The 14,992-nt window shown below is 51.0% G+C and carries 13 protein-coding genes and 1 pseudogene; 1 reads left to right on the top strand and 13 read right to left on the bottom strand.

Features of this window, described 5'->3' with window-relative positions:
* Positions 1-209 precede the first annotated feature (209 nt).
* The 9 genes from B5E64_RS12080 to B5E64_RS12040 all read right to left on the bottom strand — a co-directional run bounded on the left by B5E64_RS12080 (position 210) and on the right by B5E64_RS12040 (position 10,056).
* A complete protein-coding gene (locus B5E64_RS12080; RefSeq protein WP_204247068.1) occupies positions 210-1,586 on the bottom strand; it encodes a HAMP domain-containing sensor histidine kinase in 1,377 nt (458 codons plus the stop codon).
* Positions 1,570-2,244 (bottom strand): response regulator transcription factor, encoded by a 675-nt coding sequence (locus B5E64_RS12075; protein ID WP_087168753.1) that lies wholly within the window; start codon positions 2,242-2,244, stop codon positions 1,570-1,572. Before B5E64_RS12075 ends, B5E64_RS12080 begins: the two co-directional genes overlap by 17 nt.
* Positions 2,245-2,476: 232 nt before the next feature.
* The gene (locus B5E64_RS12070; RefSeq protein ID WP_087168752.1) at positions 2,477-2,929 is read right to left on the bottom strand and encodes a sigma factor-like helix-turn-helix DNA-binding protein; all 453 of its coding nucleotides are present in this window, start codon (positions 2,927-2,929) and stop codon (positions 2,477-2,479) included.
* Positions 2,930-3,400: 471 nt separating this feature from the next.
* Positions 3,401-3,772, bottom strand: a complete 372-nt coding sequence (locus B5E64_RS12065; protein WP_087168751.1) for a metal-dependent transcriptional regulator — start codon at positions 3,770-3,772, stop codon at positions 3,401-3,403.
* A 12-nt stretch (positions 3,773-3,784) separates the two neighbouring features.
* Positions 3,785-5,494, bottom strand: a complete 1,710-nt coding sequence (locus B5E64_RS12060; RefSeq protein WP_087168750.1) for an ABC transporter ATP-binding protein — start codon at positions 5,492-5,494, stop codon at positions 3,785-3,787.
* The gene (locus B5E64_RS12055; RefSeq protein WP_087168749.1) at positions 5,487-7,250 is read right to left on the bottom strand and encodes an ABC transporter ATP-binding protein; all 1,764 of its coding nucleotides are present in this window, start codon (positions 7,248-7,250) and stop codon (positions 5,487-5,489) included. Before B5E64_RS12055 ends, B5E64_RS12060 begins: the two co-directional genes overlap by 8 nt.
* 3 nt (positions 7,251-7,253) lie before the next feature.
* Complete coding sequence (locus tag B5E64_RS12050; RefSeq protein ID WP_087168748.1) at positions 7,254-8,726, bottom strand: energy-coupling factor ABC transporter ATP-binding protein; 1,473 nt, start codon at positions 8,724-8,726, stop codon at positions 7,254-7,256.
* Entirely contained in the window at positions 8,723-9,448 is a 726-nt protein-coding gene (locus B5E64_RS12045; RefSeq protein ID WP_087168747.1) for an energy-coupling factor transporter transmembrane component T, read from the bottom strand. The genes B5E64_RS12050 and B5E64_RS12045 overlap by 4 nt, the downstream gene beginning before the upstream one ends.
* Complete coding sequence (locus B5E64_RS12040; protein ID WP_087168746.1) at positions 9,445-10,056, bottom strand: MptD family putative ECF transporter S component; 612 nt, start codon at positions 10,054-10,056, stop codon at positions 9,445-9,447. Before B5E64_RS12040 ends, B5E64_RS12045 begins: the two co-directional genes overlap by 4 nt.
* Before the next feature lie 187 nt (positions 10,057-10,243).
* On the opposite strand from B5E64_RS12040, the gene B5E64_RS12035 reads away from it, so the two are divergent.
* Positions 10,244-11,212, top strand: a complete 969-nt coding sequence (locus B5E64_RS12035; RefSeq protein ID WP_087168745.1) for an AraC family transcriptional regulator — start codon at positions 10,244-10,246, stop codon at positions 11,210-11,212.
* A 37-nt stretch (positions 11,213-11,249) separates the two neighbouring features.
* Here B5E64_RS12035 and B5E64_RS12030 read toward each other — a convergent pair.
* From B5E64_RS12030 to B5E64_RS12015, 4 genes and pseudogenes are all read right to left on the bottom strand, one after another.
* Positions 11,250-11,516 (bottom strand): annotated as a pseudogene (locus B5E64_RS12030) (TnpV protein); the annotation flags it as partial.
* A gap of 53 nt (positions 11,517-11,569) precedes the next feature.
* Positions 11,570-13,378 (bottom strand): CHAP domain-containing protein, encoded by a 1,809-nt coding sequence (locus B5E64_RS12025; RefSeq protein ID WP_204247067.1) that lies wholly within the window; start codon positions 13,376-13,378, stop codon positions 11,570-11,572.
* A 33-nt stretch (positions 13,379-13,411) separates the two neighbouring features.
* Entirely contained in the window at positions 13,412-14,200 is a 789-nt protein-coding gene (srtB, locus tag B5E64_RS12020) for a class B sortase (protein WP_087168744.1), read from the bottom strand.
* 18 nt (positions 14,201-14,218) lie between these two features.
* Positions 14,219-14,971 (bottom strand): DUF6674 family protein, encoded by a 753-nt coding sequence (locus tag B5E64_RS12015; protein ID WP_087168743.1) that lies wholly within the window; start codon positions 14,969-14,971, stop codon positions 14,219-14,221.
* Between the last annotated feature and the right edge of the window lie 21 nt (positions 14,972-14,992).

The following is a 14,992-nucleotide window of genomic DNA, read 5'->3' as shown; positions in this document are numbered from 1 at the left end:
ATCCTTTCCTTATAAGTCCCAATTTGTCTCTTGGATTATACCAAATTAAAGCTCCCAATTCTACCAGAGAGGTCTAAAATCTCTAAGAGCAGGCTATAAAATTTCTCGCTCTATATCAAATATGTTAATACCAAACCAATGCTGTTTTTCGAACAGTCTGAGGCTAAGATTTCCCTGCCGCCAGATAGCGCACAAACAGAGGACTGCTCCTACATTGCTGCCTTCGGGAAGATAGCCGTAAGCCGCACTCCATCCTCCGTATTCACCATGCTGTACGGGATCCCATGGTGATCCAAGATGGTCTTGGTGATATACAGCCCAAGGCCGCTGCCGCCGCTGTTCCGGTTTCTTGACTTGTCCACCCGGTAGAATGGCGTGAAGATCTGCTTCAAATCTTCCTCGGCAATGTGAATGCCGGAGTTCTCCACAAAGAAAATACCGTTCTGCAATGACACCGTAACAGTGGCTCCCACAGGAGAATAGGCTACGGCGTTTCCAACCACGTTGGTGAACACCTTCTCCATGAGCCGCCCATCACCCGCATAGTGGAAGGCCGGCTGGATGTCCATGCGCAGTTCCATCTCCTTGTCCTCCATCCGGCCACGGAACTGCTGGCAGACCTTTCGCAGCATTTGGCTGATGTCCAGGTCGGTGCGCTCCAGGTGGAAGTCGCTGCCGCCCATCCGGGCCGCCGACAAAATCTCCTTGACCAGCGTCTCCATGTCATTGGTGGTTTTCATACACCGGCGCAGGTAAGTATCCCGGTCTTTGTATTCGCCTACCTGATAGATCATGCCTTCCAGTTGCCCCTTGATGATGGCAATGGGGGTTTTCAGCTCATGGGAGACAGCGGTGAAAAATTCCACCCGCTGCTTTTCCTGCTCGCGCTCCCGCTCAATATCTTTCTTCAACTGCCAGTTTGCCGCCTTCAAGCTGTCCATCGTATCGCTCAAACGCTGGGCCATTTCATTCAGGCTGGCGGCCAGCACACCGATCTCGTCTTGCCGGTTGACTTCACACTTCCAGGTCATGTCCAGGGTGGTCATTCGCTTCGCCACGTTGCTGATACTAACCAGCGGCTTGGAATAGTACCGGGAACAAACCACCGCCCCCATGACGGAGATCAGCAGAATCACAACGGCGATCAAGGGGATGAGCTTCAGCAGGATGTCATAGGACTGCGCCACTGCGACCAGGGCGGCATTGGCAAATACATGGTAGGTCTGCCCACCTTGCTGGAATGTTGCGGAACAGCTCATAGAGGGAGCAGAAGTGTCCATGTTCTCCATGTCGGCAAAATTCACGGAGAACAGGTTGTTCCCATAATTATCGTTGACTTTCACCGAAGCGTTGTTCCTCATGGAAAATTCCATCAGGCTGTCCGAGCTGGCCTCCCAGCCGTTCTGCTCCAAGACCGCCATCAAGTCATAAAAATCGGAAGTGACCTGGCCTTCCAGCTCCGTATGGTAATTTCTCGGCAGAAAGATCATTACCATGCCGTAAATGAGGATACAGCAGACCACCAGCAGCGCCAGCATACTGAGGAAGGTTTTGGCCTGAATGCTTTGACTAATCTTCCTTCTCAATTTTATATCCCGCCCCTCTCATGGTTTCGATGTAGTCCACACCCAGCTTCTTGCGGATGTTCTTGATGTGGGTGTTGACGATTTTTTCGTCGCCAATATAGTCGTAGCCCCAAACCGTATCCAGCAGTCTTTCTCTGGACACCACCCGGCCCTGATTCTCCAGAAGGAGCTTCAAAATCTCAAATTCCCTGGTGGTCAGGGAAACGCTTTCTGTTCCCACAAGGACGGTAAGGCTGTCCGTATCCACTGTAATTTCCTTATAACGGATCACGGTATTGGGCGCAGCGCCGCCCTGTTCAGCCCGGCGCAGCACCGCTTCGATGTGCTTCATCACAACCGGCATGGAAAAGGGCTTGGTGATATAATCGTCTGCCAGAGCGTCAAAGCCCTTCATCTGGCTGTCGTCATCGTCCAATGCGGTGAGCATGATAATGGGAACGTGGCTCTCTTTCCGCAGAATCTCACACACGGCAAATCCGTCAATTTTCGGGAGCATTAAGTCCAGAAGCACCAGGTCGGGCTTGTTCTCCCGGAACTGTTCGATTCCTTCCATGCCATCAGCAGCCAGAACCACCGTGTAGCCGGCGTCCTCCAGGAACGCCTTGATAATGTTCTGAATGGATTCTTCATCCTCTATAATCAAAATCATTTTTGACATTGCTTGCACCTCCAAAGGTAGTGTAACATACAAAGGTGGAGTTTAGGTGGAGAAGGGTGATTTTTTGAAAAATACCTTTGTTCATATTATACCTGAACTACAGTGCCAGAACAAGTGTGCGAATTTGAATTTTGTATATCCTCATAGCACGAGATTGTATGGCAGGCTGTTTCTATTTGAGAAAGTCAAAAATGCCCCTCACCCAACAATATCCAGGTGAGGGGCATTAGATTTAACTCTCCAATAAGAGCTTCAACTTTTTGAGGACCTTCATTTTCCGAACGTGAACAGCATTGCGGTACACGCCAAGTTCGTCTGCATATTGCCGTTCTGTCTTTTCCTCAAAGAACAGCGCCTGGATCAGCGCACGTTCCTCTGGAGTCAGCAAGGAAAGCGCGGTATGTAGCCTGTCCACTTCCAGCTTGTGAAGCACCACGCTCTCCACACTTTCCTGCTCATCGGAGAATTGCCGGGCATTTTCATCCACCAGCCGGTCCAAAGAATCTTCGCGGCTGGGGATGATCTGCACCACCTGGCCCTCCTTTCCGAGAACGAACCGCTCGGTTTTCAAATCGTTCTCAAAATAGCGCATTTTCCGGTCGCCCTGCATATAGGCCCGGTACACTTCATCCGTGACCTCGACATATTGGCCGCGAATCCATATTCTTTTTTTATCAGCGTCCACGCTGTTTTACCTCCGATCAGTCTGAATTGCGAGAAATTCAGACTGGCCGGCGGTCCCCTACAACGTGGGAATGATGGGGTTCCTCTATATAGAAAAACGCACCTGCAGAATGGGACAACAGACCCAACAGCAAGTGCGTTTCTTTTTAGTTCGTGTAAATCATGGCGTGATGGTTCAGTGTGAAGGGCGTAAAGCCACGATGAACAGCAAGCGACTTTTTTGATAGCCTGCGTCCTGTCGCATTATGTCGAAACGCTCTTTGTTTCACGGCGGCTCCCTCCTAAAGCCGTCGTGTTCGTATCAGCGTATAGGCGTCACTCCTTTGTCGAGGGCATAAGGAACGGCGGCCTTGATGTACTCAAAACCGCCGCAGTACCCTGAAAATCCATTATGGGCGCACGAAGCTACCTGCCCTGCAACGGTTTTTTTCTTTCCCCGTCTGGCGGGGCAGGATAGCTTGGCTTATTCGGTTTATTCTTGCTCTTGTGCGGCTGCCTCTTTCAGCCGTGAAAAGCTCTCATCGCTGATGATGTGTTCAATCCGGCAGGCATCGGCCTCCGCAGTCCTGGGGTCAACGCCTGCGGCGATAAGCTGCTCGGTAAAAAAGCAATGGCGCTCGTAGATTTTTTCGGCAACCTCGCGGCCCACATCGGTCAGATGGAGAAAGTGATCTTCATCCATTGTAAGAAAGCCGCCGTCCCGCAAAGTAGCCACTGCATGGCACACGCTGGGCTTTGACACCTCCATGTGCCGGGCCACATCTACGGAGCGTACCATACCGAGTTTCTTTTGGAGAACAAGGATGGTTTCCAGGTAGTCCTCCCCGGACGCATGAAGTTTCATTGTTACCTCCAATCAGGCAGAAATTTTCTGTTCGGCGTTCCACATAGCCGCATACTTTCCGCCTTTAGCCAGCAATTCATCGTGAGTACCGGCTTCAGCAATCTTTCCGTCAGATACCACAAGGATTTGATCTGCATTTTTGACGATGGAAAGGGTATGAGCAATCATTACCACAGTCTTTTTCTCTTTCAGCAGATTGGCAATGGCCTGCTTTACTGCCAGCTCGTTCTCGATGTCAAGGGACGCTGTTGCTTCATCCAAAAGCAGGATCGGGCTGTTTTTCAGGATAGCGCGGGCGATGGAAATTCGCTGACGCTCACCGCCGGAGAGAAGGTTTCCGTTTTCGCCGGTCGGCGTATCATATCCCTTTTCCATCTTGCGGATGAAGCCGTCACAATTAGCCTCCCGGCAAGCAGCCTCGATTTCCTCGTCCGTGGCATTGGGGCGGGCGTGCCGGATGTTGTCCCGGATGGTATCGTCAAAGAGAAATACATCCTGGTCTACCATAGAGATTTGTTCCAGTACACGCTCTGCGGCCACATGGTTAATCGGTTTGCCGCCGATTGAAATGGTTCCTCCATTCGCCTCGTAGTATTTTGCAATCAGGTTCAGAATGGTGGATTTGCCGGAACCGGAGTCCCCTACAATGGCAGTGAGCTTCTGGTCTGGCACCGTAAAGGTGGCGTGTTTCAGCACCGGCTCTCCGGGTACATACGAGAAGTCCACACTGTCGAAGGTGATTTCATGGGTGGCCGTTTGAAGCGGCTCCATACTGCCAGTTTCCTCTGGTTCGTTCATCACACCCAGGATTTTGTTTTTGGAAATCATCAGGTTCTTATAACTTGTCAGGTCTACAAAAATAGAGTTTGCCAGCTTTGCACAGAACAAAGGCAGCATACAGATCAGAAGATAAGATACTGTATCCAGTGTTCCGGCAGCCCAGGGCGCATAAGCTGTCCAGATAACAAGCGGGCAGGACAGCCAGCTTAAAATGCCAAATCCAGCGCCGATAGGAAGGACTTTCGCTTCATACACAAAGCTGATCCGGCAGAACTCCCGCATGGCGTTGATAACGGTTTTATTCTTCAAACCACCTACGCCATAGGCCCGGAAAGTTTGAATACCAGACACATACTCCACAATGCTGCTGACATTCTCCGCACAAATATCATTCTTTTCTTTACCATACTTCCGAACCATACGGAAGGAAAGCCACAGTCCAGGGATCAAAAGCAGGTCGGCAATCAGCAGGATAATTCCGGCAGGCACATAAATGGTCATCACAAAAATAATCAGCATGAGCGAAAGTGCAAAACTCTTTGCCAGATCACCGATCTTATGGGTCAGGATTTTTTCATAGTTGTTTACATCGCTTGTGATGGTATTGATATAATCGCCGGTCTGTCCCTGGGTAAACCGGGATAGCGGGATACGCTTCAAATGGTCGCCCATAAAAAGCCTGATGTTTTTGCTGACCTCTGCGCCGCCAATCTGCGCTTTGGTATAACCATAGCTGTAAATCAGAATACGAAGCAGGAAAATGACCGCAATTACGCCAGTCAATATCAATGCCCGGTTCATGTCAAACTGCCCTGACCACAGAAATTGCATGACAGAGTAAAGAAGCATGAATAAGCTGCCGGAGAGAAGCCCTTCCAGAACAGTCCCGCCAACGCCAATATAAAAATTACGGTTCTTTTTCAATACATCATGCTCACTCATGCTGCTCGCCTCCCTCCAACTGATAAGTAATATTCCGGGCTGTTTCGTAGTCCTCCCACGCCTTCCGATAGTAAGCATTGTTCTTTCGGACTTCCTCATGGGTTCCGACACAGGTAATTGTGTGATTTTCAACCACTGCTACACGCTCGCACATCTTCAACGCGCTCAAACGATGGGCTACCACAATGACGGTCTTTCCCTTGCAGAGATTTTGAATGGCTTTGTCAATCTCCATCTGATTTTCCGGGTCAGAGGCGCTTGTGGCCTCGTCTAAAATCAAAATGGGGGCGTTCTTCAGGATAGCGCGGGCAATAGCAATCCGCTGTTTTTCACCGCCGGAGAAGCGAGAGCCGAAGCTGCCCACCTTCGTGTCATATCCATCCGGCAAAGACATGATGAAATCATCAATCTGCGCCTCTTTTGCGGCGGCCCGCACTTCTTCCAGAGTGGCGTTACTGCCCATGCGGATATTTTCTAAAACGCTGTCACGGGTCAGGAAGGTCTTTTGAAACACAATAGCGACATTTTTTAGGATAGTATCATAATTGAGTTCCTTTACATTTTTCCCGCCAATCAGCACTTCGCCCTCCTGTACATCATAGAACCTGGAGATCAGCTCAATCACGGTACTTTTACCGGCACCAGACTGTCCCACAAGGGCCATGCGTTCACCATCTTTAATTTTAAGATTGACGCCTTGCAGTACATCGGTCTTGCCATCATAGGAAAAACGAACATTCCGAAGCTCAATATCGTGATTTTTAGGGAAGTCTGTTCCACCCTCATAAATCGGAATATCCAGGATTTCTTTGGTCTTAGTAACAGCGTTCAGCACATTGGCAAAATTAGTTCCCAGTTCCTGCAGGGGTCGGATTTCCGTCAGATACATGGAACCCACATAGACGAACAGCAAAAATGTGCTGGCCGCCAGCGAGCCTTTCAGGAAAAACATTCCGCCGACTGGAACCATCAACAACATCCCACACTCGATGATAACAACAAAGGCCGCATAAGGTGGCCCCATGCGCCGGGAAGTTTCATTCCACATGGCGTTTTCTTCCTGGATAGCGTCTGAAAACTTTTGAAACGATTTGCTCCCCATGTTATAGGCTTTAATCAATTTCATACCGCTGATGTACTCAATCATAACCGAGTTCAGTGTGGTAATGGAGCGATTGGCCCGTTCCATCAGGTCATCCGTATTGCGGAACATCATCCCCATTACAACAACAGCAAGGATCAGCGGAACCAGGGAAATCAATGCCAGAGGAATATTGACGGTCATCAGATAAATAAAGATGACTACCGGCCCCACCAGATAGCACACAAGGTCAGGAAGGTTATGGGCCAGAAACAGCTCCAGCTTTTCAATATCTTCATTCAGAACCGTTTTTATATCCCCGGTGCGCCGTTCATTCAAGGCCCCCAAAGGCGCTCTGGCCATGTGTTCTGCAACCATGCAGCGCACTTTGAAAAGAGCGCCGTAGGCCCCTTTGTGGGCTGCTACGCCGGAACAGCCAAACAGGGCAAACCGCAAAGTTACCGCCGCCGCAATCATTGCCACGGTCTGCACAACCAATTCCTGTGTGCAGGTATGATTGAAGGTGGCGTCCATGAGCCGGTAAATCCCAATGTAAGGGACGATAATGCAAAGGCCGCTGACCGCCGATAGAAAAATCGCCAGGAACAGCCAGATTTTTTGCTCACCGGCCCAGTGGAGCAGCAAAGCTACTCTGTTTTCTTTTTTCTGTTTCATAGATCACCTCTCCTTTCCATCTGAAACAGAGAACAGCTCTCTCAATTTCGGGAGGGCATCCATCACAACAGGTACATCATCGGGCATTTCGCCCTCGTCAAAATGCAGAACGCGGGAGCAGGTTCGGCAGACAAACTCAAAATCATGGGTAACGATGAAAATAACCTTTCCCATATCAGACAATCGCCGGATCAGCCCTGCCACCTGTGCCATACTGTCAAAATCCAGGCCGCTGGTCGGTTCATCAAATACCAGAAGATTTTTTCCGCAGATCATACTGACCGCCACAGCCACCCGCTGTTTTTGACCGCCTGACAGGGTGTTCGGGTGTCGTTCCCGGTAAGCGGCAAGCCCCAATTCCTCCAATGTTTCCGTCACTAATTTCTGATCGGGATTGCGAATACCAAAGGAGCATTCTGCCTCAACACTGTCAGCAAACAATTCGTAGTTCACATCCTGCATGACCATGTAAGACTTCGTCAGCCTTGCCTTTCGGTCCATCGGCCTGCCATCCCACAGGAATTGTCCATCGCAATCCTTATGCAGCCCGCACAAGGCGCGGGAAAAGGTCGTTTTGCCTGCTCCGTTATGACCAACCACGCCGATAACTTCTCCCTTCGCGGCGGAGAGGGCGATATGATGTAAAATCGTCCTCTTTTTGTAGCGGAGTGTTACATCTTGAAGTTCAAGTATGGGTGCTGAAACAGGCAGGCACTTCTGTGGAGGAAGTACCTCTGTCAAATCTACCGCCCGCAGCCCCATGTGTTCACGCTCGGCTTCTGGCAGCTTGCGAAATTCCTCCGGCGTATAAATTTTTCTGATTTGCCCTTTTTCAAGATAAACAATGCGGTCTGCAAGTTCCATCAGGTAGTACAGCCGGTGTTCCGCAATTAAAATCGTTTTGCCCTGGCTTTTTATCAGCCGCAGGTGTTCCTTTAATTCCTGAATGGAAGTCATGTCCAGGTTAGAAGATGGCTCGTCCAGCAGATAAATTTTCGGGTTCATAGCGTAGACAGAAGCAAAAGCGATTTTCTGCTTTTCACCGCCGGACAATTCAAAAATGTTCCTGCTCCGCAGCTTCTGGATATGCAGATCCTCTGTTGTCTGTTCTACCCTCTCGGCCAATTCCTGGGGAGGGCGTGCCTCATTCTCAATACCGAAGGCGATCTCGCTGTCGGTGTCCACATTGAAAAATTGTGTCCGTGGATTTTGAAAAACCGAACCAACCTTTGCGGCAATTTGGTACATGGGAAGATTACTGATCTCCTGACCATCTACCAGCACACGGCCATGAAGTTCCCCCTGATAAAACTGCGGGATCAATCCATTGACCAGGCGTGTAATCGTTGTTTTGCCACACCCGCTGCGCCCACAGAACAGGACACATTCTCCATCTAAAATTTTCAGATTGATGTCATGCAGGCCATCATGCTCCTGCCCATCATAAGAAAAGGATACATTTTCAAGCTCAATCAACCGATGACACCTCCCCGCACACACAATTCAAAAATCAGAAAAGCAACGGCAACCGCCATAATCATCCAATCAGCAATTCCGCACTTTATCTGAACAAGGCAGGTGCGTGGATTAGGATTTTCTATTCCGCGGGTAACAGAAGCGATGGAAAGTTCATCTGCCGCTTTCGAGGCCGTCATCATCAACGGCACATAGATACACTCTACCGTCATTCCCGGATGGGACAGAAACCCCCCCAAAGAAGGGGAAACATCTCTCATCCGCATAGCGTCCTTGATATATCGCCAATCCTCCTGGATGGTCGGAATATAGCGCAGCATGACCGCCAACGGGATCACTAATTTCTTCGGCGCATGGACACGGTTCATCGCGGACAGAAACTCATTCACCTTTGTTGTTGACAGTACAATTCCGGCCAACATCCCACAGGCATAGACTTTATGAAACAGACCTAAAAAGGCGATGAACATAGTCCGCAGCGTTCCTGTCATTTCAGCCATGATCCAGACCGTCAGAACGCAGATGACAGCATAGAAGCACACTGCCTTGATGACATATTTCCATTTTCCGAAGAATGTTCCCAATATTGCAATCAGCACAACAAGCGCAAACTGGTATGCGAGAGAAGGGGCGAACATGGACGCTAAAACACAGATCAGGATAAGAAAGAGCTTGGCCCGTGGGTCAAGCCAAAGCCCTTTCTTCTGGCGCTCACCGCTCATGCCGTGATACCCGCCTTTTCAAACTGCTTTTTCAGCATTTTGCAGCCTACAAAGGCACTGATTGCCGATGTAATGATAGCGGCTGCAAACATGGCAATCAGGATGCCTGTGTTGGCGGTTGCCTGCATGGTGTCAATGTAGCTTTGTTCGGTTCCGTTACCCAGCATGGTCTGCGCCCATCCATTGGGGTCAGCAAAGAAAACGATATACGACCCAGTGCCGCCCAGGGAGAACAGGATATATGCAAGGCTGTTGAGCTTCTTGCTCTTATACTGTCCTGCACCGGCAACAAAATCGGCGACCACCGCCATAATCAGATAGCCCAGCGCAAAGGCCCAGTGCATACCCGTAACGAACCAGATGATACAAATGACAACGCCCATAATGGAAAGGCTCCACCTCTTTTGAACCTTTGCGATCATCAGCAGAAAAACCGGCCCCGCAAGCAGACCGCTCCCGGCCGGCATAAAGAATGTAAGCACCGGGTTGGGGGCAAAAAAGATACCGCCGACCAGTACAAAAACAAAAACCAATGCAGTAAAAATGCCTGTTGTTACCAGGTCTTTCACGGTAAGACCTTTGTTCAAAGAATTTGCTTGATTACTCATTTTCTTCCTCCTACCTTTCGTTGTCTTGACTCGACAAAGGGTTTGTGTTATCCTTGGGTTAGATGTTGCTAACCGCTATCTAATACAGTACGCTTGTATCGAACAACATGCAATAGGTTCCGGCGATGTTCGTCCGTTCCTTTCAAAAGTTCGTCCAATCGTTGCAAAAAGGAGGCGGGCTATTTTCATGTCCGAAATTATCGACAAATTTTACACACCTCTGCTGACTGGTCATGGTTTTATCCGCGATCCAGACAATCAGCAGTATGGTGATTTGGGGATATGCTGGAAACTTTCTCCCGAAGTTGGAGAAGGCACTTACTGGACTTATGGACAGAAAGACCTTTATGACATTAAGATACACAACTTTTCATTCCATGAGGATTTCATGCTGGAATTTTCTTTGCCGGAATGTTTGAGCATTACACGCTATGACTCGATTTCCGGTGAAGAACTATCTCCATACCGCAGATTATCTGCTGGTTGTATCAAAACCTTTATTGGAGGCTACACACCCTATAAAGCATTGATCCACAAGAATATTCCGATCCGTTCGATTGGGATTGAGATTGCACCGGCGTATTATGAAGATTACCTGAAGAAGCTGTACCCGGAGGCGCAAATCAATCCGGTTGACGCTTTTCGGAAAATCGACCAGACTTCTGATTTTCCAGAAATGTCGCGGTTGCTCACAGAAATCAAAGCCTATCGCGGGGAAGGGATTGCCGCAAAACTTTTTTATGAAGGCAAAGTAGCAGAAGCCGTTTCAATGGTCGTTGAATACCAAAAGAAACATCCTGAAAAAACGGCCCACAAACTCTCGCAACAAGATATAGCGAGTGTTCAGACGGTTGCCTCTTATTTGAGCGATCATTATGCTTCTGATATTCCACTGGACCGATTGACGCAAATCGCTTGCATGGGAACAACAAAGCTGAAAACCTGTTTCAAGAAATACTACGATTGCACGATCACCGAGTACATTCAGCAACGGCGAATGAGCCAGGCAGAGTATCTGCTGGCATATACAGAGCTGACGGTGGGACAAGTCGCTCAGACCGTAGGATATTCCACTTCAAGCAGGTTTGCGGAACTGTTTCGCAAAAGCACTGGATTGTTGCCGTTAGAGTACAGAAAAACAGCACAGCGAAAGTAAAATGAGCGCCAGGGATTGTTCTCTGGCGCTCACCCTATTATTGAAATATCAACTCGGATTGTATAACTTCCTCCGCCTGCGCTTTCAGCGTGTTCATCAGCCCCACCCAGCGCATGGGGTCACGGGCTTTCAGTTCCTCGGTGACGCCCGCCGCTTCCATCATGCGGGGCAGCATGGCGTCCATGCGCTCCCGCGCCGCCCGGTCAATCTCCAACAGGTGCGGGTACAGCTTTTCGCTCAAAATCAAGCTGCTGTAAAGGCTGGACCGGTGTTCCTTCAGGTAGCGTTGCCGCATACGGCCATACAAAGTTATGTACCCAGCCAGAATTCGGCTGGGTTTTCCTTTTTTTGAGGGAGTTAATAGGCCGGAGTGCCGTACCCGTAAATCTCATAGTAGCCAATGGGGTAGCTGTTCTGGCGCACAGAATCGCCGGAGTTGCCTTCTACTGTGTAGACACGTCCATTCTCGACTTTCTCCACAATACCTACATGGTCGGATTGCCCGTCTTGGCCTCCATCATCCCAGTCAAAAAAGATGATGTCGCCGGGGCGCGGCTCATAGCTGTTGTCCTGCCACAACCCATGCGATTGGAACCAGGGAACGCCCTGGGACGCGCAGGCTGCAAATTTCGGGATCACGCCGGCTTCAATATAACCGCACTCATTGGCGCACCAGCTCACAAAGCAGGCGCACCATTCCACACGGCTGCCAAAGCCATACCAGCTCCAGTACGGTTCGCCGCCGATGTTTCCCACCTGGGAGAGCGCCACCGTGACGATCTCGCCATCCCCTCCGGTAATGCCGTAGAGCACCTGGGACCACAGGGAATTGTTCTCGTCGGCCAGCAGCTCCGCCATCTGTTCCCGCTGGTCCTCGTTAAAGCCGAACTGGTCGGCCATTTCCTCGGCAGTCTTATGGCTGACGGTGATATACAGATAGGTGCGAGTGACGGTTACTTCCGTTTCCACGATATTTCCGTTACCATCATCGGATGTTTCAATCACCGTTTCCGTCTGGGTGGACGTGCTGGACGAAATCTCATTCATCTGCCAGAAGATGTCCTTCAAAAGCTCCAGCTTCTCATCGTCCATGGTGGCTACTTCCTGGGCATTGTCCGGGTCGGTGGTGGTTTTGACAGCGTAAACCGCCAGAACCTCTTTCCACACAGCACGGGAGCCGGACATCTCCAACACATCATGGCTGTGGGACGCTTTGATTTCGTCCAGGTTCTCCTGGTAATCCGTATTGATCTCCTGCACGGCAGTCTGCATGGTCTGCCCGGTGCCCGAATCCTCGCCGGAAAAGAAAATCCCAAAACAGGAGCCGATAATCATACCGATGAGGCAGATCACAATAATCACCAGCACAGCAATCCAACCGCCAGCGGCGATTGCCGCGATCAGCGCCTTGGTCGCGGCAATAATGGCTTTCACCGCCGCAACCGTAGCCTTAACTGCCGCCTTTGCCGCAACCACCGCAGTCCGGGCCGCTACACGGGCGGCATGGGCCGCAGCCCTGGCAGCCCGCGCCGTGGCCTGGGCAGTCCTCTGGACAGCTTTGGCCGCCTGCTGGCTGGTCTTGATACTGGCCTTGGCAGTCTTTTCCGCCGTTTTGATAGATTTGCTGGTGGTTTTTATCGTCCCCTTGGCTGTGGAAGAAGCCTGCTTGATGGTTTTGCGGCTCCTGTCCACTGTCTTAATGCCTTTCTTGCCGCGGTCCAGGGTCTTGATGGCCCTGCGCTCCTGACGGACCGCCTTGGCCGGCTCGGAAACCGTATCCGCCGCCTGACGCCCGCTCCAGCGTGTGGTAGGCTGCCCAGCCTGCCGGGCCGCCTGTTTCTCCGCTTGTTTTTTCGGCTGTTCGGCTGCGGCTTTCCGCTTCTGGATTTTCTCCTTGACCTTGGAGATGTTCTCCTTGGTCGTTTGAACCCCCTTGCGGCCCTGTTTATCAAACTGGTGGACCGCTTCATGGGTGACATTATCCACCCCAGCGGAAAAGCGGTCGGACGCATACTCACCAGGAGAACCTTCCTCGGCATACATCCCATGCTCGGCTTTATCCTTGGTGCGGATATATGCCTCTTTCATCCGTTCCGAGGCAACCGCCGCTTTGTCAATGGCTTTAATGCCTTTTTCGGCCACTCTTGTTTTAATGCCCTTGCCCATGGGCTTCACCTCCTTCCCTGGGCGGGGCCGCCCTTATTCCTCCAGCAGCTTGGCCACAACCACCATCCGCCCGTTGGTCCGGGAATACTCGCAGGTGGAAAGAGTGATGAGCTGGTCGCCATATTCCGCAGTCACGCCCGTATCATAGAGCGCCAGTTCCTTGCACTTGGCAATAAACTCGTCAAAATCTTCTTCCTGCTCGGCCCGGACGAAGTGGTAATACTTGAACCCTTCCTCCGAATAGGCCACCGTCTTAAAGGCGGCGATCACCTCATAGTCGCCAAAGCTGTCCAGGGTATCAAAGCGGATGGTCTTGTGCTCCTGGTAGAAATCCTCACTTTCATACTTGCACAGATCGGAGAACATACTGCCGTTGTTCATGTGATGGCCGTACAGCACCAGATTGTCGGAAATGCCGATGTCGCAGTTTTCCTGCATATAAGGCACCCCATAGCTGCTGTACGACTTATCAAAGGCGTGCTTCAGATAGAAATTGGGGTTATCCTTGGTCTGCATGACGGGGTAATCAATCCGGGTGCCGGGAATGGAAATCCAGCCCACCAGGTCGCTGTTCTGGGCGTACACATCCGCATATTTCTCAAAGGCCGTGAGTTCTTCTGGCTCCTGGGCCGGGTCATCGGCCAGCTCCAGCGTGGGCAGCTCCACATCTTCTTTGACCAGCCCGGCCACCTCGTCAAAGGCTTCGGCGCTTTGCTTCTGATCCAAGTATTCCCGGCAGAGCATAGCCCCGGAGAAAAGGAAAAGGGCGGCACAAAGGGCCGCCCCCGCGATCAGTAGTCTGTTTTTAACTTTGTCACTCATATTTTCACCCTCCTGTACTTATCGTGCCTGTTCTTTACTGGCCGCTTGGCGGCGCTGCCCGGCCTGGGCCGATTTCAGCCCCTGCAGCTCAGTTTTCACTGATGAACGCCCTCCATTGATTCGCTCCACCGTGAGCGCCGTGTCACGATCCATCTCAGAAAATGCCTTGCCACAGTACAGCACAAAGCTCCGCAGCTTGGCAAGCACACCCTTATCCGCAGATAATTCCTTGCTTTCCTGGGGTTCCTTTCCCGCAAGGGCAAGCCCGGCGTTTTTGATGTGGCTGCCCGCCTGGTGCAGTTCCTCCCGCATAGCGTCCAGCCTCACGGCAAGCTGCCCCATGCTTTTTTCCGCATGGGCAAAGCCCCCTCCCATCCGGGAAAGAACCGAGGGGATACGCAGGGCCTGGGCCGCATGGCACAGGGCGGAGCGCCCTTTCTCCCGGAAAGTCTGCACCATCTGCTTTGCAGATGAAATGAGGTTTTCTTTTGCCGTGGAAACCATTACTTTGGTCTGGCGGACTTTACCCTCCACAGTGTCCACAAGCTGGGAGCACCGGGCGCGGATTCCTTTGTCGTGGAGCTTGCCCACCTCCATGCGCATTTCCTTCATTTCGTCCATCATCTGTGACAGCTTTTCTTCCATGCCGTCGATATAGCCCACCAGGGCCTGTACTTCTTCCTTTTGTTTTTGAAGCCCGCTCTGTTCCAGAACGGAAATCAGGTCTATGATCTGCGGATGGTCCCGCAGCGCAAGAGCCGGTTCAGCCATGGTTCATTCCTCCATTCTCAA

The sequence above is a fragment of the Drancourtella sp. An12 genome, assembly GCF_002160935.1.
GTDB lineage: Bacteria > Bacillota > Clostridia > Lachnospirales > Lachnospiraceae > Sellimonas > Sellimonas catena.
This window is presented reverse-complemented; position numbering and strand designations above follow the sequence as displayed.